Here is a 19,909-nt window from a genome sequence, read left to right as displayed (position 1 = left end):
GCGATGATGAAGCCCAAGCCCTTCCGATGGGTGAGGAGAGCGGTCACCACTGAGCGGATAGAAACTTTGCCTTCGCAAAGTTTCTGGGGGTGTGGGGGCGTTAGCCCCCCGGAGGGTTAAGGAGTAAGGAAGGTGGGGAAACGTAGTTTCCCAGGTTTTTAGAGAAGAACGGGGTTGTGGGGTGGAACCCCACTACGGGGGTTTGAGAGTACAGAGAGATAAGGGGGCGGAGCCCCCTTGTCTTTCGTAGGGTCAGGGGCCGATTAGCTCATCATCGGAACCCTCGGACACCTACCCTCACATCATCCCAGGCCGAGGTGCTCCCTTATTATGAGGGGGATGAGCCCTATCTTCGGGAAGACGACTAAAGCCTTGTCCTCAACGGCATAAGCTGGAACGCAGGGGATGGTGCCGTAGGGTGTCGGATACGGGGGGTCGGGAGCCCAGTTGTTGTCGCCCCACGTCACGAAGCACTTCTCGACCTTTCCCCCCAGCTCGACCGTGTTTATCTCCCTGACGCGGTGGATTATCGGGTATTCATAGCCGGGCCGTTTGTAGACGATAACGTCACCGACGCGGACGTCGTCTATGTTATCCTCGTTTATACCCTTGAGCAGGACGACGTCACCCCGATAAAATACGGGCTCCATGGACTCGCTGACGACTATTACCAGGGGCGAATCAGTGTGAAGGGCCAGTTTGAGGCCCACCTGGAGCGTGAAGACCGCCAGGAGGGCTATCAGTATCCACGCCAGATCCTTTTTCCATGAGTCCTCCATTTCAGCGCCTCCATGAGGGTGCTTATTCTCGCGGGTATGGCACCTATCGCGGTGCAGGTTTCCAAGCTTACCCTCTTTCCAGTGATGTCCATGTGGTAGCGGGCGGTCTTAAAGATTTCCTTCGGGAGGCCGTGCCTGCCGAGGCCGACCAGGAGGAGGAAACTCTCACCCCTCAAAGCCCTCTCTGCAAGCTCAAGTGGTGTTATCTCCTTCTCCTCGCTCGGCTTTCTGGTCGTGGCGACGGGGACACCGAACTGCGGCGGAAACCCCCTCCTGGGGAACTCCAGAAGGTGGAAGCGGTTTCTCTCGGCCAGCTCAAGCAGGTATTTTCCGCCCTCACCTATCGTGGTGCGGGAGCTAATCTCCCGGGCAACGTCCAGCGGCTCTCCCTCAAAGGGGAAGCCAACCAGTGCCAGATGGAAGCCGTAGGCGTGGGCAATTGGCCCGGCCCTGGCTATCGCCCTGAGGTGGGCCTCATGGAGCTTCTTTGGGTCGTACGTGTTGTAAAGGGCCAGAGTCAGCATCTTTCCTCACTTAAAGTGGCCAGGGAATGTTTATAAGGATTTAGAACAGACTAAACAGTTAGGATGACGACGCGCGAGGAAATAGAACTATTGATTGAAAGGGGGTACTACGAGGAGGCCCTGTCCGAGGTTCACAATCTGAAGGATCCCCTGGACCAGATAGAGGTTCTCACGGACATAGCCGTTGCTATATACCAGCACGGCGGGCCCCAAGAATGGATCCCCAGCATAATAGAGGACGCCATGTACATAGCCAAGAAGCTCAAAGACCCGGCCAGCAGAGCAGTGGCGTACTCAACGATAGCCTCTTCCCTCGCGATAATGGGATACGAAGAGGACGCTATGGATTTCTTCAATCGTGCTCTGGACGTAACTGGTAGAATAAAAAGCCCAATAGAGAAGGGGATAGTCCTCTCCGAGCTTGCGTATCATCTGGCAATTGGGGGTTATCCCGAAAACGCCCTTGAGCTCTTCAACATAGCCTTTGACACAATAATCGGGGCGGAAGTGGGGTACAACCTTAAAGTCGACGGCATAATACGGATAGGCGAGCTCCTTGAGAAGGCGGGTGATGCACTTCCGTCGAGTAAAGCCCTCGACTTCTACCGTATGGCCTTCGACATATTTGACAAGCTCCATGTAAACCAGCGCGCGGCCGTCGTCGAGAAGAAGATAGAGCTGGCCCAGACGGTCTACGAGGTCGGCCTCCCGTCGATACGGCAGGCGCTCCTTGAGGGAAGGAACCACTACGCCCTTGCGCTCATTGAGAAGAAGTACGCCGGGGTCGTGAGGCTCATAGGAGAGCTTGAAGTGGCGCTCTGGATGAAGAGGGTGAACAACGTAGAGTATCTGGAGGTCGTTGACAGGGCCTTTGAGCACTGTAAAAACCCGCGCTTCACGGAGGCCAACGTGCAGAAGATAGCCAGGATTCTGACCGAACTCGGAAGCCTGAGAAGGGCGCTTGAGTTCGCGAAAGCTATAAAGGACGTTCGCAAGAAGAGCGACGCCCTGAGGGCAATAGCCGTAGAGCTGGCAAAAAGAAACGAGTTTGAAGAAGCGCGGGAGATCGTTGAGAGCATACCCGACCCGGAGATAAGGGCCGAAGCTATGACTGAGGTGGTTGCTATAGAGGAGAGCCAGTGAGGAGCCATGATATTCGACGCCCATTCCGACCTCCCGACGTTCATCTACGACGAAAGGGACAGGGGGAAGGTTCACGTTCTGGAGGAAAACTTCGAACGCTTCTTCGCCCCGGGGATAGATGCCAGGGTCATGGCCATCTGGACGCGCCCCGACAGGAGGAGCAACGCAACCGTCTACGGCCTGGAGGTCCTCAACGCCCTCAGAAGGGACATCGAGGAGAGCGAACGCTTCGAGCTGGTGACGAACTCTGAAGGGATGAAAAGGGTCATTGAAGAGGGAAGAATCGCACTCTGGCTCGGCCTTGAGGGTGGTGAACCGATAGGTGAGAGCATCCACCTCCTGGAGGTCTTCTACCGCCTGGGCCTCCGCGTTTTAACCCTCACCTGGAGCCTGCGCAACGCGATAGGCGACGGTGTCTTTGAAAGAACGAATGGAGGACTCACCAACTTCGGTATCGAGGTCGTCGGAAAGGCGGAGGAGCTCGGAATAGTCATCGACCTGAGCCACATCAACGAGGCCGGCTTCTGGGACGTCCTCGATATTACCGCGTTTCCGGTTATAGCGTCGCACTCCAACGCAAGAACCCTCTGCGACCACCGAAGGAACCTCACCGATGAACAGATAAAGGCCATAGCGGAGCGCGGTGGTGTCATCGGGGCGGTGGCGATCCCAAGCTTCGTCCACCGGGAGAGGGCAACACTTGAGAGGTACGTGGAGCACATAGCGTACATGGCAGACTTGGCCGGTTACAAACACGTCGGTCTCGGCTTCGACTTCGTCTACTACCTCCCCGGATGGAGCGGCAGGAGCGTAGAGGGCTTTGAGGACGAATCAAAGATTCCGGCGCTGATTGAAAAGCTGAGAGAGACCTTCAGCGAGAAAGAAGTCGAGGCTATAGCCTTCAAGAACTTCGAGCGCGTTTTTGAGAGGGTCGTGGGTTAGGTTTTTAATGGTTTTTCCAAACTTCTCCATGGGGAGTGATAATGGGAACAAAGATAGTTGCTGTTTATGAGAACGGCGTTCTGAGGCCCAAGAAGAAGCTTAATCTTCCAGCCGGCACGGAGGTTGAGCTGATAATCCGACCCTCCTTGAAGGGGCTCATAAAGCTATTTGAGGGCGTAGAAGTTAAGAAGGACGCTGAGAGCGCCCTCAACGAAACCCGGGAGAGGAAACTATGGGAGTAGTCATAGACTCCTCAGTTGTCCTCAAGGCACTCTTACCTCCCCCCAGAAATCTCGATGAGGAGATACTCAAAAGGGAGCTTGAAGCTCACGAGAAGTGTCAGTTCATACTTGAGACGATAGAAGAGAAAAGAATTGAAATTCACTCACCAGCCGTAATCGTCGTTGAAGTAGCTGGGGTCATCAGGAGGATCACCGGAGACGAATACAGGGCGTCGATCGCCAGCGACACCATCGAAGATAATTTCATACTTCACTATGATGCAGAGATTCTGGAAAAAGCCAGGGAGGTCGCCACCCTTACTGGAGCTTCTGGATTTGATGCGTATTTTATAGCAACGGCACGTCTTCTGAACCTCCCACTGATAACTGACGACAGAGGAATGCATCTCAGAGCCAGAAAATTGGAAATAGAGTCCCTCCTAGTGAGAGAGAACTCCATCAGGGAAATAGAACGCGTCCTCCGGTGATACAATGGAAATCCTTTATTTTCTGACCGCGAGAGAGGCAAGGAGGCTGCTCTTCGCGAAGGGTGGGGCGAGGCTCAACCTCGACCTGAGGAAAACGAACCGATCGTGGCTCGTAACCATTGAGGGAGACGAGTTCGTGTTCCCAGACGGAACGCGGGTTGGGAGGGACATCATAGAGAGAATCGCGAGAGATGAGGGGAGCGTTTACTTTATCAGAAACGGCGTTTACAAGGCCGCAATAGCCGGAAAGCACTTCTACAAGCTCGTCCCGACGATTCCGCCCACGATAGAGATAAACGGCATCAGAATGCACCGCACGAAGGAAGTGAACCCTCTCCAGGATACAAGGAACAAGGTGAACGCGGTCAAGCCGAAGGAAGGCGAAACGGTTCTGGACACCTGCATGGGGCTGGGATACACCGCCATAGAGTCCGCCAGGAGGGGGGCGTACGTCATAACCATTGAGAAAGACCCGCACGTCCTGGAGCTCGCCAGGATAAACCCCTGGAGCAGGGAGCTCTTCACGGGAGGAAAGGTGCAGGTCATACAGGGCGATGCCTCCGAGGTCGTGAAGCGCTTTAAGAACGAGACCTTCGACGTTGTTATCCACGACCCGCCGCGCTTTTCTTTAGCTGGACAGCTCTACTCGGAGGAGTTCTACCGCGAGCTGTATCGCGTCCTAAAGCCCGGTGGGAGGCTCTTCCACTACGTCGGGAACCCGGGGAAGAGGTACCGGAGGAAAGACCTCCAGAGGGGCGTCATGGAAAGGCTGAGAAAAGCGGGCTTCGTGGGGGTTAAGCGTGTTGAGGAGGCCCTGGGAGTGGTGGCGAGGAAGCCAATGAAAGAAAAGGGATAAAAAGCTCATTCCTTCGTTTCGCCCTTCATCACCTCCTCCACGTCGAAGCCTTCCTCATACTTCTTGAGTTTGCGCTCGAAGAACTCGATGAAGAGCCTGTACCTCTTCGCTCTGTGCTTCGGCTTGCCCCGTATGCTGTGGCCGTGGGCACCACGCTTGAATATCGCTATGTACGCCTCCTTGCCCATGTCCCTGAGCACGTTGTAGAACATTAAACTCTGGTCGAGCGGACAGCGGTAGTCCTCAAGGCTGTGGATGAGCAGGATCGGCGCTTTAACCCTATCTGCGTAGAACAGTGGGCTGAGCTTCCTGTAGTTATCGTTTTCGAGCGGATTTGGCCCGATGACTTCAACGTCGTACCAGAGGCCTATGTCTGAGAATGCGTAGTTCGTCAGCCAGTAGCTTATGCCGTTCTCGCTGATGCCGGCCTTGAAGAGGTCGGACTGAGTTAAGGCCCAGTTGGTCATGAAGCCGCCGTAGCTTATGCCGGTTATTCCAACGCGCTCCCTGTCTGCCGGGGGTTCGAGCTTAAAGAACTCCTCAATACCGTTCATTATGTCCTGGAAGTCCTCCAGACCGGTTCTCTCCAGCACGCGGAGGGCAAAGTCTTCGCTGTAGCCGTTGCTCCCGCGCGGGTTCACGAAGACAACGTAGTAGCCCTTGTTCGCCATTAACTGCATCTCGTAGACGAAGCGGTGGCCGTACATCCCCTTCGGTCCGCCGTGGACGAAGACTATCACCGGAGCCTTCTCATCTTCCTTCAGCTCCGGTTTGAGGTACCAGCCGTCTATCTCAAGGTCAATGGACCTGAAGCGGAAGTGCCTCGGCTCAAAGGTTTTGAGCCGTTCGAATATCGGCCCGTTGTAGTCGGTTATCTGCTTCAGCTCGCCGTCGTAGAGGTAGAGCTCCGCTATTCTCGTCGCCGTCGCTATAAGCAGAACCGCCCTGCCTCCGTGGACGTCGAAGCCGTATACACAGTGGTCACCGGCAACGATTCTCTCGGCCTTCCCGTCCCAGAGCCAGAGGTTCACCCTTCCAGCGTCGGGCGTCAGGAAGTAGACCCTCCCATCATCAAGCCTAGCGTCATAGACGTCCAGCGGACCTTCGTAGACCGGCTTGAGCTCTCCGTCCCAGATGTAGAGCCACTCGTGCTCGCTGAGGTACTTCTTCTCCCTCTTCCCCCTCAGAAGGATGGCCTTCCCGTCGGAATCCACCGCCATGAAGGAAACGCGCTCGAAGAGCTTTTCCTCCTCGCCGTCCCTCCAGAGGTAGATGTCGTAGAACTTGAAGAGGGCGGGCTTGCTTCCCTCGCGGTGCGGGACGTTGACGAGTATGGAATCGCCGTGCCATATCCCACTTGAAAACCTCGGCTTCTCGAACCGCTCGATTACCTCCTCGCTCTCCGTGTCAAGAACCCAGAAGGTGGTCTTTTCGCCGTCGAAGAAGCCCATGTTATCAAACCAGGCCGGAACATCGTCGTCGAAGACGAAGTCCTCATCGTCCCTCCTCTTGAACCCCACAACGAGGAGCCTCCGGGAGTCGTCGTTCCACTGAATTGAGCGGACGTTTTTAGCGCTCAAAACCTTCTTGGCGCTCAGGGTCTGGACGTCAGCGACCCATATCTCGCTCTCCTTCTTCTCCTCGTTAAAGCGAGTAAAGGCGAGCTTTCTGCCGTCGGGTGAGATCCTCGGCATGGAGGCGTTCTCGATGAAGCGCCTCGCGCCGGTCTCCAGGTCCTCAACGACCACGGTGCTTTCGTACCTGTTGTCCTTCATGTTGGCCTTGGTGAGGGTGTAGGCGACAAGGTTCCCCCTTATTCTCGGGTCGCCCAGGTAGGCGAACTTAGAAAAGGTCTCATGGTTCCATTCGATACTGCTCATAACGCTATCACCTACCTAGTAGAGAGCCTTAAAAGTATATAAGGGTAACTACCCGTCCAGGTGAGAGGATGAAGGAAGAGTACGCCGTTGGAATTATACTGGCTGCTGGAATAGTGGTTTCGCTCGTTCTCAGAACATACAGCGGAATAGCACTGGCCGCCCTAGGGATACCCCTCTACTTAGCATACATCGCGAGGGAGCAGAACGTACTGGCGAAGTCGAGGCTCTACGACCGTGACCTCTTCCTCATGATAGCCATAGCGGTGGTGGTCATACTGGTCTTCAACTACCTGTGGGACCCGAGGATGGGCCTCATAGCGATGGCGATCGCGATACCCCTGCTGGCGATCTACGCAGACAGACTAAAGGCGAGAAAGGAGGCGGAGAAGGCCTGAAAGCCTCCCCGTTCTTTTGTAAGCCCTAACTTCGTTCCTCATTTCGTCCAAAAATTCTCCATCGATACCGAACTTCGCCCTCACCCGACGCGAGATGTAGTTGTCGTTGAGGAAAATCATCGCCATCGCGGAGGTGAGGTTCTTCGGCTTCCTCCAGTTGGCCTTCTCAAAGTCTATGAGGTAAACGCGCTCGCCGACTATTATGTGCTTGCCGCCCTGGATCTGGCCGTGGTCGAGGCCGAGCCTGTCGAGGAGGGCGGTTTTCTCGACTACCTCAAAGAGGTGGCGCTTTTCCAGGTCGGCGTGGAAGATTATCTCCCCCTCCGCGAACTCCCGGATTAGGTACTCAAGGCCTTCAAAGACGCCATACCTCACCAGCGGGGGAGTTACCCCGAAGGGCTCTATCGTCCTGACGATTTTCGCCTCCCTCGCGAAGTTCTGCCTCGGCGAATCGGGCCTTTGGAGCTTAATGATGACGTTTTTTTCATCTAACATTGCCCGGAAGATAAGGCTCGTGGTTCCCTTGGAGTAGGGGCGGATTTCCTCGAATCCGAGCGATTTCAGGTGAGAGTAAAACCGCCCCAGCCGGGCTTTGCTTATCAGGTGGTCGAACATACTCCTCGATAAGCTTAAATACTCCGCCGATAAAATACTTTTGGTGATAGCCATGGTGACGGCTTTTATTTTGATGGTGACGGCCGCTGGAAAGGAAAGGGAAGTTATGGAGAAGCTTCTGGCCATGCCGGAGGTTAAGGAGGCCTACGTGGTCTACGGCGAGTACGACCTCGTCGTTAAGGTTGAGACAGACACGCTCAAGGACCTTGACCAGTTCATCACGGAGAAGATAAGGAAGATGTCCGAGATACAGATGACCTCGACGATGATAGCCATCTGAACCTCTCGTTCTTCTCTCTTGCCCTTCTTCTAAGAATAACGGAAAAGAAGGGGCTCACTTATTCATCATGAGCCTTATCCTCTCGGCCGCATCCTTCGCCTTGTCAGAGATGTTGCTGAGGGTTCTGGCGATGTTGAGGATGTAGAATCCGTCGCCCCAGCTCATCTTTTCCGTGTTCTCAAAGACGAGCTGCATGAGCTTCGTGTCGAGGCCGTCTATCTTGTTCTCGACGCTCTCTATCTGCCTGATTATCTCGTACTCCTTGGATATCTCCCCGTCGGCGAAGCCGCTCTCTATAACCCTATCCATCTGGACTATGGCCTCGTGGACGAGCTTTGCAGCCTTAATGCTCTCCATGCCCATCTGGAGGATTACCTCCTTGACCTCGACCGGAAGCTCTCCAGGCTCCCTGATGAGAAGCCATTTGGCGGTGTCCTCTGCCGCATCTGCCACCTTGTCCTGCATGTGGAGGTAGATGAGCACGTCCTCTCTAGCCACTGCCATCATGAGCTTCGAGCTGAGGGAGTCCCTTATCTCCTCTTTTATCCTGTCGGCAACGTCCTCAAGGCGGTCAACCTCGACGGCTATCTTTCTCATCTCCTCGTAGTCCCCATCGTACCAGCGCTGGAGCGCCTTTTCGAGGGTCTCAACGGTGTTGAGAACGACCTCGGAGTGCTTTATGAGGGGCTTGAACGGGCTCTTCGCAAAGAGTTTTGTCCAGACCTGCATGTTATCACCCCACGATCATGAGGAACTTGAATATGGCCGCGCTTATCAGACCCGCGACCGGAACGGTAATGAACCAGGAGATTATTATGTCCCTAACGATGTTCTTGTTTATTGCCTTTACTCCCCTGGCAAGGCCTACCCCTATGACTGCCCCAACGACGGTATGCGTTGTTGAGATTGGCAGGCCCATCCAGCTGGCAACCAGAACGACCGTTGCTGCCGAAAAGTCTATTGTGAAGCCTCTCGTGTTGGTGAGCTCCGTTATCTTCTTTCCTACCGTCTCCATCACCCTGTATCCGTAGGTGGCAACACCTACCGCTATCCCCAGGCCACCGAGGGCAAGGATCCACTTGGGGACGGGAACCTGCATGCCGCTCAGCCCCATCGTTGCCACCGCATAGACGGCCGCGACGGGGCCTATCGCGTTTGCCACGTCGTTGGCTCCATGCGCTAAGGCCACGTAACCAGAGGTGATGACCTGAACCTTTCTAAAGATTGCCTCGACACCTATGAAGGGGTCGCTGCTCGGGAAGCGGAGCTTTATGAGGACGTACGTTACAAAGAACACAACTATGCCGAGCGGGACGCCGTACATGAAAACGCCCGTCTTGAGGTCCTTTCCGTGGAGGACCTTGATGTAGAACATCGTCCCTATGACCACGAAGGCCAGCCCGATCCAGAAGGGAGACCAGATGCGGGCACTCCTCACGGGGTCTTTTCTCTCGAAGATGCTTTTTGTTAACGCCTTGAATATGAAGTAGGCCATTATGGCCCCGACTATCGGGGAGAGTATCCAGCTGAGGACAACCTGAGTCATCTTGCCCCAGTTGACTATGGCCGTTCCGGCGTAGACTATTCCATAGCCCGCTATACCGCCTATGATCGAATGGGTTGTCGAGACAGGCAGGCCGAACTTGGTGGCTATTACAAGCCAGAGGGTCGCCGCGAGAAGCGCCGCAACGGAACCGTAGATAAGAACGTTCGGGTCGGTTATCATCGTCGGGTCGAGGATGCCCTTCCGTATGGTCTCGGTAACGCTTTTTCCAAAGAAGTACGCCCCGGTGAACTCAAGAAGGCCGGCTATTATGACGGCCTGTTTGGGGGTTATCGCCTTCGCACCCACCGCGGTGCTCATCGAGTTGGCGGCATCGTTAGCGCCTATCGCCCACGCCATGGCAAATCCGAGGATCACGGTTATCAGTAGCCACACTTCCACTGCCATCACCGAAGCCCAATAAGGGGGGACATATAAATATCTTGCCGCAGTAGAATATAGTTGTGTGGGAATCTCTATGTAGAAATAAATAGAATAAATAGAAAATCAGGGATTCACCTTCACGGGCTCGGCGGTTATGGTGGCATTGGAGAGCATGCCGAGCCTGGCATAGTGGTAAAAGCCGCCCTCATCGGGCTTGGCGTAGAGCGGCGCTCCGCCTCCACCGGTGACTATGTACCTGACGCCGTCTATCTCACCGTCCCAGAACATGTGAATGTGGCTAAAGACCCCAAAGGCGTTGTAGGCCTTCATGAGCTGGAGGAGCTTCTTGCCGTCCATGTAGTTCATGCCGTGGTTGCCATTGGGTCTTGGGTCAACCGGAGGGGCATGCATGACGATGACGGGCTTCTTGCCGAGGCTCTTAGCCTTTTCGAGCTCGTTCTGAAGCCACGCCCACTGCTCGTCGCTCAGCCCGTAATCGTGGTCTATGTTGTTCATGAATATGTAGTAGTAATCTCCAAGGACGAAGGAGTAGTCCGTCGGCCCAAAGAGCATGTGGTAGACGTTTATGCCTTCCCCGCGGTACTCGTGGTTGCCAACGGCTATGAACACGGGCTTGTTCCACTTCCACTCCTTCATCAGCTCGCCCCATTCGTCGACCTTGCCGGAATAGACCAGGTCTCCACCGTCTATTATGAAGACCCCGCTGTCGGCGTTTATGGCATCCCTTATCTTGAGGAATACCTGCGGAAGTTCCTTCCCACCATCGGGCCTGTGGTCTCCGAAGGCAAAAATCGTGTAGTTTTCAACATCCTTCGGAACGACGCTGAAGGAGGGTTTGGAGGTTGTGAACCTGACCCACGTGTCCCCCGTCTCGACACCCTCCGGCAGGTTGAGTACGGAGGGATTGGTGTTCTCGATGACGTAGGTGAGCTCAGCCCCGTTGGAGTTCTTGACTTCCACGCTGACGTTGAAGCCAAGGGCGTAAATATATACGGTCGAGCCGTTGACGAACTTTATGAATCCTCCCTTTACCGTAACGTTCTCACCGTCAACGATGCGCCAGTAGTAGATGAAAGGCTCCATCGTCTTAAATGAGCTCAGGTACCAGTGCTCCCCCTCGTCGGGTATCCCGTTCCAGTTGTTGTCCCCTATGACCTTGAGGAGAATTCCCTCGAACTCTCCGCTCCTCACGACGTCGTTGGGATAGACCTGACCTCCGTTCTTGATTCCCATCGCGTACTCCAGAGCGGCTCCGGCACCTGCCTTGCTTGTGCCCGTGAAGACTATGTACTCCCTTCCATCCTTATTGAACGCCGCAAAGATGCCCTTATCCTTGCCAACGAACTTAAGGCCGAGCTTGTAGACGATGTAGCCGAAGTAGTCATTGACCGTTATCAGTATCGGCTTTCCTCTGAGAACCGGGCGGGCATCCTCCGGAGAGAGTATAGCGATGCCACCCTCGTACTGGCTCGCCGGCAGGATCTGGGCGTTCGGGAAGTAGTGCTTGGCCAAGTCCTCGTACCCTTTACTGACGTAGACCTTCGATGTGTTCCCAATTTTGTACCAGTTAGAAAGGACCTGGCCTTTTCCATAAGCTGCAAAGTCAATGCCACCGGATTCAGTGGGAGAAGCTGTTGGAGACGTAGCTGATGTGATCCCCGTGCTTGTGGGGGATGTTGAGGCTGTCCCTCCGTTTGACCCTATGCATCCCGCCGTCAGGACGATCAGAACCAGCAGGACTGCAGAAGCAACCTTCCTCATAATATCCTTCACCACAGGAAGTTAAAAGTTGGAGCTTAAAGTCCTTTTGGACTTTTCCCTATATTTTCCGGCCCCCTAAGCTCGGCAGGTTTAAATAATCGTGTCTAAAATTTATCTGGGTGATACCATGTTCGTTGGACACTACAAAGACGTCCCCGAGAAGGACACCGGTTTTGAGGGGGTAACCATAAGGTGGCTCGTTTCTCCAAAGCTTGGGGCTAAAAACTACGCGATGCGCTACTTCGTCCTCAGGAAGGGCGCTGAAATACCGCTCCACCACCACGACTGGGAGCACGAGATATTCATCGTGAAGGGTGAGGGAATAATAACCGGCGGCGGCAAGGAGGTTCACGTCAAGGCTGGCGACTTCCTCTACGTTCCACCCAACGAGACCCACGGCTACAAAGCGTTAAGCGAGACCTTCGAGTTCCTCTGCATCATTCCCGCCAAGAAAGAGGCAATCCCCGAGGATGAGTGGGTCTAGCGGCGGTAGTGATACACCTTTATTTTCTTTCTCCTGAGGGCGATCAGGTCTGCCTTTCTGGACTTAGGACGTACAGGTTCTTCCAGAAGCGACCAAGCTATATCATACGCGAGAGAGGCCACCACTATAAGCAACAGACCGAATATTATGAGAGGCGTATAGTACCAGATGATCCCAGCCTTGGGAACAACGAGCACGACCTTTCCCACAATCTGACTGGGATAGACCCTCCACGGATCAGCGTACTCTCTGTTATCCCCTTTGGTTACATAGTAAATATTTCCCGCCGGGTCAGTTTTTATATCCACCACCCGATGGGTTATCCTGTACGTTGCATTTCCAATCTCAATACGATAGAGAATCACGTCACCGATATGCACATCGCCCGGGGAGACGGGTCTTGTAATCACCATATCGTTCGGGTTTATATGGGGTTTCATGGAGTCGGTTAGGATGACAACGTACTGAAAGCCGAGGACAAAGTGCAGAGCAACGATTCCCAGCACAAAGACAAGAATAGAATACGTCAAAATGGAGAGGAAGTCAAAGCGCTTGGCATTCATTCAGGGCCTCCTATTCCTTCAGCCACCCTGGTAGACCACGTAGACAGTGTCGAAACTGCTCAAAGCCACTGGCGAGGCAAAGGTAAGCGTATAAGTACCCGATCCATTCAAAGTCGCCTGAGCAACGGCCACTAGAGTCGTCCCACTGTAGAGCTTCAGATATATTGTTCCAGCCCCCGGATCAGTGGTAACAGTAACCGTGGCGCCGGTAACGTAATCCGGGTTAGTAGAGTCAAGTGTCCACGAAACATCCGCGTTTGTAACACTGCTCGTTATAACGGTGCTCCCCTGTCCAAGCTCCTGAACGTTCAGGGTAATGGCAGGAACAGCAAGCGCGGCGCTGATGAGGGAAAGCGCAAGGGCCAGAGCAAGCGGAATTAACCTCTTCTTATTGTTCCTCCTCATTTTGACCCACCCCTAAATAGAGCCTTATAACTTCTGCCCCTCTGGGGGTATAAATAGTTTTCTAAAGCAAACCATAACGGTTCACCTTTTGAAGTTGTAGGTTTTACAAAAGAACCAGAAAATCGTTAAGAATCCCTCAATCCACCTTGGATACTTCACAAAAGAGTGCCTCAGTGAAGGGGAGTGCCTCTAAGGTACGTCGAACCGGCCCATTCGACCCGAACCCGGAGGAATTCACCGGGCTCGCCGGAATCCAGTATTATATCCTTGTAATTGAAAGTCCGGGCCTCAACGCCCCCCTTCTCACCGGCGCCGTGGACAAGAACCTCGACTGTCCTGCCGACGTAGGAGCGGTTTATTTCGTGGGCTATCTGGAGTCTGAGCCTGTGAAGTAAACGGGAGCGTTCCTTGACCCTCCAGCCAGGAAGTTGCTTCCATCTGGCAGCTACCGTTCCCGGTCTCGGAGAGTAGCGGGAGACGTTTATCTTGTCCGGACGGACGCGCTTAATCAGCTCAACGGTGTTCTGAAAGGCCTCATCACTCTCCCCAGGAAAGCCCACTATGATGTCCGTATTGAGGTTCAAATCACGAACTTTCTTACGAAATGTTCGAACTATCTCCTCAAACTCGTCCACAGTGTACGTTCTTCCCATCCTCCTCAGAACCTCATCGTCGCCGCTCTGAACCGGCAGGTGGAGAAACCTGTAGACTTTCGGATCCTGGTAGGCATCAACCAGCTCGTCGAGTATCTTTATCGCATGGTTCGGGTTCATCATGCCGACCCTTATCCTGAAGTCGCCCTCTATAGCCGTTATCTCGTCAAGGAGTTCAGCCAAGTTCGTCCCGATGTCGAAGCCGTAGCAGCCGGTGTCCTCGCTCGACAGCTGGATCTCCCTGTAACCCTTTGCCAGAGCTTCCTTCACCCACTTGACAACGAGTTCAGGCCTGTAGCTCTTAAGCACTCCGCGGGCGAAGCGGGTCGCACAGTAGGTGCACCCGTTCAAGCAGCCCTCGCTTATGGGCACGACGAAGGCAACACCGTTTTTCCACAGCCGCGGGAGTTCAAGCTTGTCTATGCTCCTCTCGCGCCAGCCCTCAACGCTCACCAGCTTTCCGCCGCGCTCAGCTACGCTTATCGCCTCGGCTATTCTATCAATGCTTTTCACTCCGAGGATCCCGGAGACGCGGGAGTCTATGGCTTCCGGGCTGACGTGGGGAAGGCAGCCTGTGACGATGACCCTTTTTCCAGAGCCGATGAGCTCCGCTATGCGCTCGCGCATGTGCTTCTCTGTGGGGTCCTTTACGGCGCATGTGTTCACCACGACGTAATCGGCATTTTCAGGGGTTTCCACCAGCTCATAGCCTGCCCTAACCAGGAGGGCCTCCATTATCTCAGCATCGGCCCTGTTCCTCGTGCAGCCATAGGTCTCGACGTGAACCCTTACCATCGGTGGGCGCTCTGGGGAGGGGTTTAAAAAGGGTGCGGTTCAGGTTTGGGAACTACCTCCCAGAGAACAGAAGGCTCATCACGAGCAGGACAGGAAAAACGTGAAAAATTGCTGTCATCGTGGCACCCCTATGCCATGGCGTCAGGATATCGAATAAATCTTAGTGAACACCCTAACGCTTCAATCAGGTAAGAATAGAAGGGAAAGGAAATCAGATGACTTCCGCGAAAGCGAACTTTCTCTTAACCGAGTTAATGACGATCTCAACCTCGTCGCCGACCTGGGTGTTCGGGACGAAGATAACGAAGCCCTTTATCTTGGCGATGCCGTCACCGCCCTTCCCAAGGCTCTCAATCCTAACTCTGTACCTTTCTCCAACCTTAACAGGGGCCTCGTAGCCACCGCCAAATCCATCTCCATACATATCTAACACCAACTCTTTCAACTTTCCGGGCTCTTCAGGGAGAACTCCAAGAAGAGTCCCAACACTTGCTCGTCCCGAGGGTATATAAAGCTTTGGGTAATTTTTACGCCCCTAAAGTCACTAAAATGCCGTCTCCAGCCATATAAGTCCAACAAAGGACAATCAGGCCCAAAAATTTCTGCCAGCCAATTTTCCACCGCCGACGCAAGTATTTAACCTTTGGTTAAAAACAAGGAGTTACAGACCTTTACTTTCAATTCTAAGCTTCAAAAAACCCTTTTAAAACAAATAACGAAGTTTTAATTGAAAAACGACGAAACACAGGGCTGTAGAGCCCGTATCATGTGAGAGGAGGGAAGAACAATGAGTTTCATCGCTGTATTCATTTGGTCATTCGTGCTCTGGTTAGTGCTGACTGCGGGCAGTAAAGGGTTACTCTGGAGCGGCCAGGAGCTCGTTGCCGGGGTGATATTCTCGGCTATAATAGCCTTCGCCACCAGGGACGTCATAGGGGAGAAAGCATCACGCTTCCTCAACCCCGTTAAGTGGGCGGGCTTCATAGCCTACACCCCCGTGCTCTTCTGGGGCATGGTCAAGGCCAACCTCGACGTTGCCTACCGCGTCATAACCGGCAGGATAAAGCCGGGAATCGTGCGCGTCCCGGTTGACCTCGAAAACGACGCCCAGTACACCATACTGAGCAACTCGATAACACTCACCCCCGGAACGCTGACCGTTGATGCCTGTCCGGAGGAGAAGGCACTCTACGTCCACTGGATAAACGTCACCGACAAGGAGCCGAAGAGCTCCGAGGTGATAGCCGGCTCATTTGAGAAATGGGCGAGGAGGCTGGGAAGATGATAGCACCCGAGTTCTTCTACGCTGCGGTCATAGTCATGATAGGTGCGTTCCTGGCACTGCTCAGGGTGTTCTTCGGCCCGAGCGTGCCGGACAGGGTTGTCGGAGTGGACACCCTCAATACCCTGATCGTCGCAGGGATGGTTCTGCTAGGAGCGGCCTACGACAGGACGATATACATCGACATCGCGATAGTCTACGCGCTCCTGAGCTACGTCGGAACCCTGGCGATAGCGAAGTACCTCCAGGGGGGATTGAGGTGAGCGCGGTAACCTACGTAATATACGCCTTCCTGGGCATAAACATCATCTTCAACCTGCTGGGCAGCCTCTCGCTCCACAGGTTCCCCGATGTTTACACCAGACTCCATGGGGCCACGAAGTGCACCACCTTTGGGACGATCTTCGCGGTTTTAGCTGTGGTAGTTCACGCCGCCTACCAGCTCCACCTCACAGGTGACCCCAAATACCTCCAGATGGCGCTCCACAGCCTCGTGGCACTGGTGGCGCTCCTCCTCACGAACCCGACGGGGGCGCACGCAATAGCGAAGGCGGCACACCTCAGCGGATACAAACCCGCCAAAGCCGTCATCGATGCCTACGAAGAGAAACTAAGGGGTGGTGAGGAATGAACGTCCTCTCGGTTGACATGGCGATCCAGTTCGGCATACTCCTCGGCGTCCTCATAGCGGCCTACCTCACGATAACCATGCGCGACTTGCTCAGCGCGGCCATAGCTTCCGCCGCGATGAGCCTTCTGCTGAGCCTGGAGTTCTACATGCTCCACGCGCCGGACGTCGCAATAGCCGAGGCCGCCGTCGGAGCCGGCGTCGTTACGGCCATAGTTGTGTATGGAATTGCCAAAACGGAGAGATGGGAGCGTGAGGGGCCATGAACAGGACTTTTGGAGCTCTCGCACTGCTGTTCCTCCTCGGAGTGCTCCTCGTCGTTGCGAGTCCGTCAACGGGGATAAAGTTCGGCCTCGGCGGGGACGAGTGGATGAAGTACCGCTACACCGACCAGTACTACATCAAGCACGGCGTTGAGGAAGTAGGGGGGACAAACATAGTCACGGACATAGTGTTCGACTACCGTGGCTACGACACCCTCGGAGAGGCGACGGTTCTCTTCACCGCCATAGCTGGAGCGGTGGCTCTGCTAAGGCCCTGGAGGAGGGATGAAGAATGAACCGCCGTTCGGAGCAGAGTGAAATGGGGCTCATCGTTAAGACCACCGCGAGGGCCACCATCCCCCTCATCGGCATATTCGGCACCTACATAGTTTCCCACGGTCACCTCACTCCGGGAGGCGGCTTCCAGGGGGGTGCGACGATAGCCGGGGCAGGGATACTGTTCCTCATAGCCTTCGGCTTCGGCGAGATGAAGAGGCGCTACAACCACCACCTCTACTCTGCACTTGAGGGCCTCGGAGGCCTGGTATTCCTTGGAGCGGCCATGCTCGGTCTGGGAGTTGCGTTCTTCTACAACACGCTCTGGCACAGCGGGCCCTTCTTCAACGGCCAGCCGGGAACGCTGCTTTCAGCGGGATACCTGCCGATAATGAACCTGGCTGTAGGTCTGAAGGTCTTCGCGGGACTGGTCAGCGCGATGGTGGCGGTAGCCGCTTACAGGAGGTGGAAAGAGTGATCCCGTTCCAGTTCATCACCGCCTTCCTCATGATAGCAATGGGAATCTACGCGTTCCTCTACAAGAGGAACCTCATCAAGCTCATCCTGGCCCTCAACGTCATCGACTCCGGAATACACCTGCTCCTCATAAGCTTCGGCTACAGGATAGAACTCGGCCAGATACCAACCGCGCCAATCTACACCGGCTACGAGACCGTGAAGAGCGCCATGGTGGCCCCACTGCCCCAGGCACTGACCCTCACCAGCATAGTCATAGGAGTCTGTGTGCTGGCCCTAGCCATGGCCCTCACGATAAACGCCTACAGGCACTACGGAAGCCTCGACGTTAACAAGCTCAGGAGGTTGAGAGGATGATGCTCCCGTACCTCATCATAGTCCCACTCTTCGGAGCGTTTGCACTCCCGATAATAAGCCTCGCAGGAAAGAAGGCTAGGGAGCTGTGGGCAGTACTCATCACCGCCATCACGCTCGGCGTCGCAGCGGAGCTGTTCTACACCGTCTGGAAGGGCGGCGAGATACTCGTTTACACCCTCGGAGCGAAGAGCCCCCTCGGAAACGGAGTCCCGTTTCCGATAAGGATAGTCTGGGAGGTCGACCTGCTGGGAGCAATATTCATCCTCATGGTGGCCTTCGTCGCCTTCGTGGCCGTGCTCTACTCCACCGAGTACATGAGGCACGACACGGGCCTCGAAAAGTACTACGCGCTCGTACTCCTCCTTGAGGTCGGAATGCTCGGTATAGCCATGACCGGCGACCTCTTCAACTTCTACGTGTTCATGGAGATAATGAGCATAGCCGGCTACGCCCTCGTTGCCTTCAGGAACGACACCTGGGAGGGCATAGAGGCCGGCATAAAGTACATGTTCGTGGGCTCGATAGCGAGCAGCTTCATCCTCCTCGGAATAGTGCTCCTCTACGGCCAGTACGGAACGCTGACGATGGCCTACCTGGCCAAGATGATAGCCGAGAACCCGACCTTCACCGCCAAGGTGGCCCTCGGACTCCTCATCGGAGGACTGCTATTCAAGAGCGGTGCGGTTCCAGTCCACATGTGGCTCGCCGATGCCCACCCAGCGGCTCCAAGCTCAATCAGCGCCATGCTCTCCGGCCTGGTCATCAAGATAGGCGGAACCTACGCCCTGGCCAGGATGGCCTTCAGCGTCTTCAGCACGGGCATAGACACCAGAACCATAGGGTGGGTCATAATACTCTTCGCCTGCGCTACCCTGATAGTGGGCAACGCGATGGCTGTAATCCAGACGGACATGAAGAGACTCTTTGCCTTCTCCAGTGTGGGCCAGATTGGATACATCCTCCTCGGAACCGGAATAGGCCTGGCCGCCTACGGAAGCGATGTTGGAAACATAGCCTTGGCGGGAGCGATATACCACACCGTCAACCACGCCGTCATAAAGGCGCTCCTCTTCCTGGTCGCCGGAGTCGTCATCCACCAGCTCGGAACCAAGAACCTCAACGAGCTGAGCGGCATAGCCAGAAAGATGCCCGTGACTAGCTTCGCATTCCTTGTCGGCGCCGCGGCGATAATAGGCCTCCCGCCGATGAACGGCTTCGCGAGCAAGTGGCTCATTTACGAGAGCTCGGCGCTCTTCAACCCGCTGGTGGCGGTCATAGCGGTGATAGGAACAGCGTTCAGCCTTGCGGCGTACATCAGGGTGCTCTTCACCTTCCTGGGAAGGCCCAGCGAGAGGGTCATGAAGGCCAAGGAGCCAGGAAAGGCCATGCTCGTGCCAATGCTCCTCCTCGTGGCGGTAATAATCCTCATGGGGCTCTTCCCGTGGTTCATCAGCGACCGGATCATGATACCCGCCGCAAAGATGCTCGAAAACGCTGGAACCTACATATCAGCCGTGCTGGGGGGTGCGTGAAATGTTCGGCTACTGGGACGCTCTCTACTTCGTTTACGTTTTCATCATAGGCCTGATCATCTCGTACATGCTCTACAAGTGGGCCGAGCGCTCAAGCACCGGAACCCGGAGAACCGGGGATGGAACCAAGATATTCCTCAGCGGTGAGGACCAGGACAACGTTATCCCACAGTTCGAGCACTTCCAGGGCTACGTCACCGGAAGGCACGTTATGTGGGGCCTCATCAGGGGAATCCACAGGCTCTTCCTGGTCTTCCGCAGGGAGCACACCGGACTGCTGAGCGACTACGTCAGCTACCTGCTCGTCACGACGGCGATAGTGGTGGGGGCCCTGATAGTCTGGGGATGAGGAGGTGAAAAGG

28 protein-coding genes are annotated in these 19,909 nt (G+C 55.0%); 17 read left to right on the top strand and 11 right to left on the bottom strand.

The window, feature by feature from the left end:
• Positions 1 to 302 precede the first annotated feature (302 nt).
• Positions 303 to 779, bottom strand: coding sequence for a signal peptidase I (locus NUS69_RS09730; RefSeq protein WP_258083569.1), 477 nt, complete (start codon positions 777 to 779; stop codon positions 303 to 305).
• Entirely contained in the window at positions 740 to 1,303 is a 564-nt protein-coding gene (locus tag NUS69_RS09725; RefSeq protein WP_258083568.1) for a DUF531 domain-containing protein, read from the bottom strand. Before NUS69_RS09725 ends, NUS69_RS09730 begins: the two co-directional genes overlap by 40 nt.
• 63 nt (positions 1,304 to 1,366) lie before the next feature.
• Here NUS69_RS09725 and NUS69_RS09720 point away from each other — a divergent pair, with 63 nt between their 5' ends.
• Genes NUS69_RS09720 through NUS69_RS09700 form a run of 5 tightly spaced genes read left to right on the top strand, consistent with a single transcriptional unit; the run spans position 1,367 to position 4,953 of the window.
• Entirely contained in the window at positions 1,367 to 2,446 is a 1,080-nt protein-coding gene (locus NUS69_RS09720) for a hypothetical protein (RefSeq protein WP_258083567.1), read from the top strand.
• A 6-nt stretch (positions 2,447 to 2,452) separates the two neighbouring features.
• Positions 2,453 to 3,388: a dipeptidase gene (locus NUS69_RS09715; RefSeq protein ID WP_258083566.1), complete on the top strand. Its 936-nt coding sequence runs from the start codon at positions 2,453 to 2,455 to the stop codon at positions 3,386 to 3,388.
• Between the two features lie 41 nt (positions 3,389 to 3,429).
• On the top strand, positions 3,430 to 3,630 hold the full coding sequence (locus NUS69_RS09710) for an antitoxin family protein (RefSeq protein WP_258085085.1): 201 nt from the start codon (positions 3,430 to 3,432) through the stop codon (positions 3,628 to 3,630).
• The gene (locus tag NUS69_RS09705) at positions 3,621 to 4,097 is read left to right on the top strand and encodes a type II toxin-antitoxin system VapC family toxin (protein ID WP_258083565.1); all 477 of its coding nucleotides are present in this window, start codon (positions 3,621 to 3,623) and stop codon (positions 4,095 to 4,097) included. The genes NUS69_RS09710 and NUS69_RS09705 overlap by 10 nt, the downstream gene beginning before the upstream one ends.
• Positions 4,098 to 4,101: 4 nt before the next feature.
• Entirely contained in the window at positions 4,102 to 4,953 is an 852-nt protein-coding gene (locus tag NUS69_RS09700; protein ID WP_258083564.1) for a class I SAM-dependent methyltransferase, read from the top strand.
• A 5-nt stretch (positions 4,954 to 4,958) separates the two neighbouring features.
• Here the strand turns inward: NUS69_RS09700 and NUS69_RS09695 are convergent, their stop codons facing one another.
• Complete coding sequence (locus tag NUS69_RS09695; RefSeq protein WP_258083563.1) at positions 4,959 to 6,833, bottom strand: dipeptidyl-peptidase 5; 1,875 nt, start codon at positions 6,831 to 6,833, stop codon at positions 4,959 to 4,961.
• A 68-nt stretch (positions 6,834 to 6,901) separates the two neighbouring features.
• On the opposite strand from NUS69_RS09695, the gene NUS69_RS09690 reads away from it, so the two are divergent.
• On the top strand, positions 6,902 to 7,228 hold the full coding sequence (locus tag NUS69_RS09690) for a hypothetical protein (protein ID WP_258083562.1): 327 nt from the start codon (positions 6,902 to 6,904) through the stop codon (positions 7,226 to 7,228).
• Here the strand turns inward: NUS69_RS09690 and NUS69_RS09685 are convergent.
• On the bottom strand, positions 7,196 to 7,843 hold the full coding sequence (locus NUS69_RS09685; RefSeq protein WP_258083561.1) for a serine/threonine protein kinase: 648 nt from the start codon (positions 7,841 to 7,843) through the stop codon (positions 7,196 to 7,198). The genes NUS69_RS09690 and NUS69_RS09685 overlap by 33 nt on opposite strands.
• 52 nt (positions 7,844 to 7,895) lie before the next feature.
• Between NUS69_RS09685 and NUS69_RS09680 the strand changes: the two genes are divergently transcribed.
• Positions 7,896 to 8,123 carry an Lrp/AsnC family transcriptional regulator gene (locus NUS69_RS09680; RefSeq protein ID WP_012572508.1) on the top strand — a complete coding sequence of 76 codons (228 nt, stop codon included), beginning with the start codon at positions 7,896 to 7,898 and terminating at the stop codon, positions 8,121 to 8,123.
• Between the two features lie 54 nt (positions 8,124 to 8,177).
• Here NUS69_RS09680 and NUS69_RS09675 read toward each other — a convergent pair whose 3' ends face one another.
• The 3 genes from NUS69_RS09675 to NUS69_RS09665 all read right to left on the bottom strand — a co-directional run bounded on the left by NUS69_RS09675 (position 8,178) and on the right by NUS69_RS09665 (position 11,832).
• Complete coding sequence (locus NUS69_RS09675; protein ID WP_258083560.1) at positions 8,178 to 8,852, bottom strand: TIGR00153 family protein; 675 nt, start codon at positions 8,850 to 8,852, stop codon at positions 8,178 to 8,180.
• A 4-nt stretch (positions 8,853 to 8,856) separates the two neighbouring features.
• Positions 8,857 to 10,074 carry an inorganic phosphate transporter gene (locus NUS69_RS09670; RefSeq protein ID WP_258085084.1) on the bottom strand — a complete coding sequence of 406 codons (1,218 nt, stop codon included), beginning with the start codon at positions 10,072 to 10,074 and terminating at the stop codon, positions 8,857 to 8,859.
• 99 nt (positions 10,075 to 10,173) lie between these two features.
• A complete protein-coding gene (locus tag NUS69_RS09665; RefSeq protein WP_258085083.1) occupies positions 10,174 to 11,832 on the bottom strand; it encodes a metallophosphoesterase family protein in 1,659 nt (552 codons plus the stop codon).
• 127 nt (positions 11,833 to 11,959) lie between these two features.
• On the opposite strand from NUS69_RS09665, the gene NUS69_RS09660 reads away from it, so the two are divergent.
• The gene (locus tag NUS69_RS09660; protein ID WP_258083559.1) at positions 11,960 to 12,316 is read left to right on the top strand and encodes a cupin domain-containing protein; all 357 of its coding nucleotides are present in this window, start codon (positions 11,960 to 11,962) and stop codon (positions 12,314 to 12,316) included.
• Here the strand turns inward: NUS69_RS09660 and NUS69_RS09655 are convergent.
• The 4 genes from NUS69_RS09655 to NUS69_RS09640 form a co-directional block, all read right to left on the bottom strand.
• Positions 12,313 to 12,879, bottom strand: coding sequence for a signal peptidase I (locus tag NUS69_RS09655; RefSeq protein ID WP_258083558.1), 567 nt, complete (start codon positions 12,877 to 12,879; stop codon positions 12,313 to 12,315). The two genes, NUS69_RS09660 and NUS69_RS09655, sit on opposite strands and share 4 nt — an antisense overlap.
• Positions 12,880 to 12,897: 18 nt before the next feature.
• Complete coding sequence (locus tag NUS69_RS09650; RefSeq protein ID WP_258083557.1) at positions 12,898 to 13,284, bottom strand: hypothetical protein; 387 nt, start codon at positions 13,282 to 13,284, stop codon at positions 12,898 to 12,900.
• A 170-nt stretch (positions 13,285 to 13,454) separates the two neighbouring features.
• The gene (locus NUS69_RS09645) at positions 13,455 to 14,732 is read right to left on the bottom strand and encodes a tRNA (N(6)-L-threonylcarbamoyladenosine(37)-C(2))-methylthiotransferase (RefSeq protein WP_258083556.1); all 1,278 of its coding nucleotides are present in this window, start codon (positions 14,730 to 14,732) and stop codon (positions 13,455 to 13,457) included.
• 211 nt (positions 14,733 to 14,943) lie between these two features.
• Positions 14,944 to 15,156 (bottom strand): TRAM domain-containing protein, encoded by a 213-nt coding sequence (locus NUS69_RS09640; RefSeq protein ID WP_055430018.1) that lies wholly within the window; start codon positions 15,154 to 15,156, stop codon positions 14,944 to 14,946.
• Positions 15,157 to 15,519: 363 nt separating this feature from the next.
• Here NUS69_RS09640 and NUS69_RS09635 point away from each other — a divergent pair, with 363 nt between their 5' ends.
• Genes NUS69_RS09635 through NUS69_RS09595 form a run of 9 tightly spaced genes read left to right on the top strand, consistent with a single transcriptional unit; the run spans position 15,520 to position 19,896 of the window.
• Positions 15,520 to 16,017, top strand: a complete 498-nt coding sequence (locus tag NUS69_RS09635; RefSeq protein ID WP_258083555.1) for a monovalent cation/H+ antiporter subunit E — start codon at positions 15,520 to 15,522, stop codon at positions 16,015 to 16,017.
• On the top strand, positions 16,014 to 16,277 hold the full coding sequence (locus NUS69_RS09630) for a cation:proton antiporter (RefSeq protein WP_167893848.1): 264 nt from the start codon (positions 16,014 to 16,016) through the stop codon (positions 16,275 to 16,277). The genes NUS69_RS09635 and NUS69_RS09630 overlap by 4 nt, the downstream gene beginning before the upstream one ends.
• On the top strand, positions 16,274 to 16,645 hold the full coding sequence (mnhG, locus tag NUS69_RS09625) for a monovalent cation/H(+) antiporter subunit G (protein ID WP_258083554.1): 372 nt from the start codon (positions 16,274 to 16,276) through the stop codon (positions 16,643 to 16,645). The genes NUS69_RS09630 and mnhG overlap by 4 nt, the downstream gene beginning before the upstream one ends.
• Entirely contained in the window at positions 16,642 to 16,908 is a 267-nt protein-coding gene (locus NUS69_RS09620) for a DUF4040 domain-containing protein (protein ID WP_055430021.1), read from the top strand. Before mnhG ends, NUS69_RS09620 begins: the two co-directional genes overlap by 4 nt.
• Positions 16,905 to 17,201, top strand: coding sequence for a hydrogen gas-evolving membrane-bound hydrogenase subunit E (gene mbhE, locus NUS69_RS09615; protein WP_258083553.1), 297 nt, complete (start codon positions 16,905 to 16,907; stop codon positions 17,199 to 17,201). The genes NUS69_RS09620 and mbhE overlap by 4 nt, the downstream gene beginning before the upstream one ends.
• Positions 17,198 to 17,659, top strand: coding sequence for a Na(+)/H(+) antiporter subunit B (locus NUS69_RS09610; protein ID WP_258083552.1), 462 nt, complete (start codon positions 17,198 to 17,200; stop codon positions 17,657 to 17,659). Before mbhE ends, NUS69_RS09610 begins: the two co-directional genes overlap by 4 nt.
• Entirely contained in the window at positions 17,656 to 18,015 is a 360-nt protein-coding gene (locus NUS69_RS09605) for an NADH-quinone oxidoreductase subunit K (RefSeq protein ID WP_055430023.1), read from the top strand. The genes NUS69_RS09610 and NUS69_RS09605 overlap by 4 nt, the downstream gene beginning before the upstream one ends.
• Entirely contained in the window at positions 18,012 to 19,547 is a 1,536-nt protein-coding gene (locus tag NUS69_RS09600; RefSeq protein WP_258083551.1) for a proton-conducting transporter transmembrane domain-containing protein, read from the top strand. Before NUS69_RS09605 ends, NUS69_RS09600 begins: the two co-directional genes overlap by 4 nt.
• 1 nt (position 19,548) lies before the next feature.
• Positions 19,549 to 19,896 carry a hydrogenase gene (locus NUS69_RS09595; protein ID WP_167893852.1) on the top strand — a complete coding sequence of 116 codons (348 nt, stop codon included), beginning with the start codon at positions 19,549 to 19,551 and terminating at the stop codon, positions 19,894 to 19,896.
• The last annotated feature ends 13 nt before the right edge of the window (positions 19,897 to 19,909 follow it).

The organism is Thermococcus thermotolerans (assembly GCF_024707485.1).
Taxonomy (GTDB): Archaea; Methanobacteriota_B; Thermococci; order Thermococcales; family Thermococcaceae; genus Thermococcus; species Thermococcus thermotolerans.
This window is presented reverse-complemented; position numbering and strand designations above follow the sequence as displayed.

Excerpts from the sequence above, each read along its gene's own strand:
- NUS69_RS09730 (WP_258083569.1), bottom strand. The coding sequence starts at position 779 with ATGGAGGACTCATGGAAAAAGGATCTGGCGTGGATACTGATAGCCCTC.
- NUS69_RS09725 (WP_258083568.1), bottom strand. The coding sequence starts at position 1,303 with ATGCTGACTCTGGCCCTTTACAACACGTACGACCCAAAGAAGCTCCAT.
- NUS69_RS09720 (WP_258083567.1), top strand. The coding sequence starts at position 1,367 with ATGACGACGCGCGAGGAAATAGAACTATTGATTGAAAGGGGGTACTAC.
- NUS69_RS09715 (WP_258083566.1), top strand. The coding sequence starts at position 2,453 with ATGATATTCGACGCCCATTCCGACCTCCCGACGTTCATCTACGACGAA.
- NUS69_RS09710 (WP_258085085.1), top strand. The coding sequence starts at position 3,430 with ATGGGAACAAAGATAGTTGCTGTTTATGAGAACGGCGTTCTGAGGCCC.
- NUS69_RS09705 (WP_258083565.1), top strand. The coding sequence starts at position 3,621 with ATGGGAGTAGTCATAGACTCCTCAGTTGTCCTCAAGGCACTCTTACCT.
- NUS69_RS09700 (WP_258083564.1), top strand. The coding sequence starts at position 4,102 with ATGGAAATCCTTTATTTTCTGACCGCGAGAGAGGCAAGGAGGCTGCTC.
- NUS69_RS09695 (WP_258083563.1), bottom strand. The coding sequence starts at position 6,833 with ATGAGCAGTATCGAATGGAACCATGAGACCTTTTCTAAGTTCGCCTAC.
- NUS69_RS09690 (WP_258083562.1), top strand. The coding sequence starts at position 6,902 with ATGAAGGAAGAGTACGCCGTTGGAATTATACTGGCTGCTGGAATAGTG.
- NUS69_RS09685 (WP_258083561.1), bottom strand. The coding sequence starts at position 7,843 with ATGTTCGACCACCTGATAAGCAAAGCCCGGCTGGGGCGGTTTTACTCT.
- NUS69_RS09680 (WP_012572508.1), top strand. The coding sequence starts at position 7,896 with ATGGTGACGGCTTTTATTTTGATGGTGACGGCCGCTGGAAAGGAAAGG.
- NUS69_RS09675 (WP_258083560.1), bottom strand. The coding sequence starts at position 8,852 with ATGCAGGTCTGGACAAAACTCTTTGCGAAGAGCCCGTTCAAGCCCCTC.
- NUS69_RS09670 (WP_258085084.1), bottom strand. The coding sequence starts at position 10,074 with ATGGCAGTGGAAGTGTGGCTACTGATAACCGTGATCCTCGGATTTGCC.
- NUS69_RS09665 (WP_258085083.1), bottom strand. The coding sequence starts at position 11,832 with ATGAGGAAGGTTGCTTCTGCAGTCCTGCTGGTTCTGATCGTCCTGACG.
- NUS69_RS09660 (WP_258083559.1), top strand. The coding sequence starts at position 11,960 with ATGTTCGTTGGACACTACAAAGACGTCCCCGAGAAGGACACCGGTTTT.
- NUS69_RS09655 (WP_258083558.1), bottom strand. The coding sequence starts at position 12,879 with ATGAATGCCAAGCGCTTTGACTTCCTCTCCATTTTGACGTATTCTATT.
- NUS69_RS09650 (WP_258083557.1), bottom strand. The coding sequence starts at position 13,284 with ATGAGGAGGAACAATAAGAAGAGGTTAATTCCGCTTGCTCTGGCCCTT.
- NUS69_RS09645 (WP_258083556.1), bottom strand. The coding sequence starts at position 14,732 with ATGGTAAGGGTTCACGTCGAGACCTATGGCTGCACGAGGAACAGGGCC.
- NUS69_RS09640 (WP_055430018.1), bottom strand. The coding sequence starts at position 15,156 with ATGTATGGAGATGGATTTGGCGGTGGCTACGAGGCCCCTGTTAAGGTT.
- NUS69_RS09635 (WP_258083555.1), top strand. The coding sequence starts at position 15,520 with ATGAGTTTCATCGCTGTATTCATTTGGTCATTCGTGCTCTGGTTAGTG.
- NUS69_RS09630 (WP_167893848.1), top strand. The coding sequence starts at position 16,014 with ATGATAGCACCCGAGTTCTTCTACGCTGCGGTCATAGTCATGATAGGT.
- NUS69_RS09620 (WP_055430021.1), top strand. The coding sequence starts at position 16,642 with ATGAACGTCCTCTCGGTTGACATGGCGATCCAGTTCGGCATACTCCTC.
- mbhE (WP_258083553.1), top strand. The coding sequence starts at position 16,905 with ATGAACAGGACTTTTGGAGCTCTCGCACTGCTGTTCCTCCTCGGAGTG.
- NUS69_RS09610 (WP_258083552.1), top strand. The coding sequence starts at position 17,198 with ATGAACCGCCGTTCGGAGCAGAGTGAAATGGGGCTCATCGTTAAGACC.
- NUS69_RS09600 (WP_258083551.1), top strand. The coding sequence starts at position 18,012 with ATGATGCTCCCGTACCTCATCATAGTCCCACTCTTCGGAGCGTTTGCA.
- NUS69_RS09595 (WP_167893852.1), top strand. The coding sequence starts at position 19,549 with ATGTTCGGCTACTGGGACGCTCTCTACTTCGTTTACGTTTTCATCATA.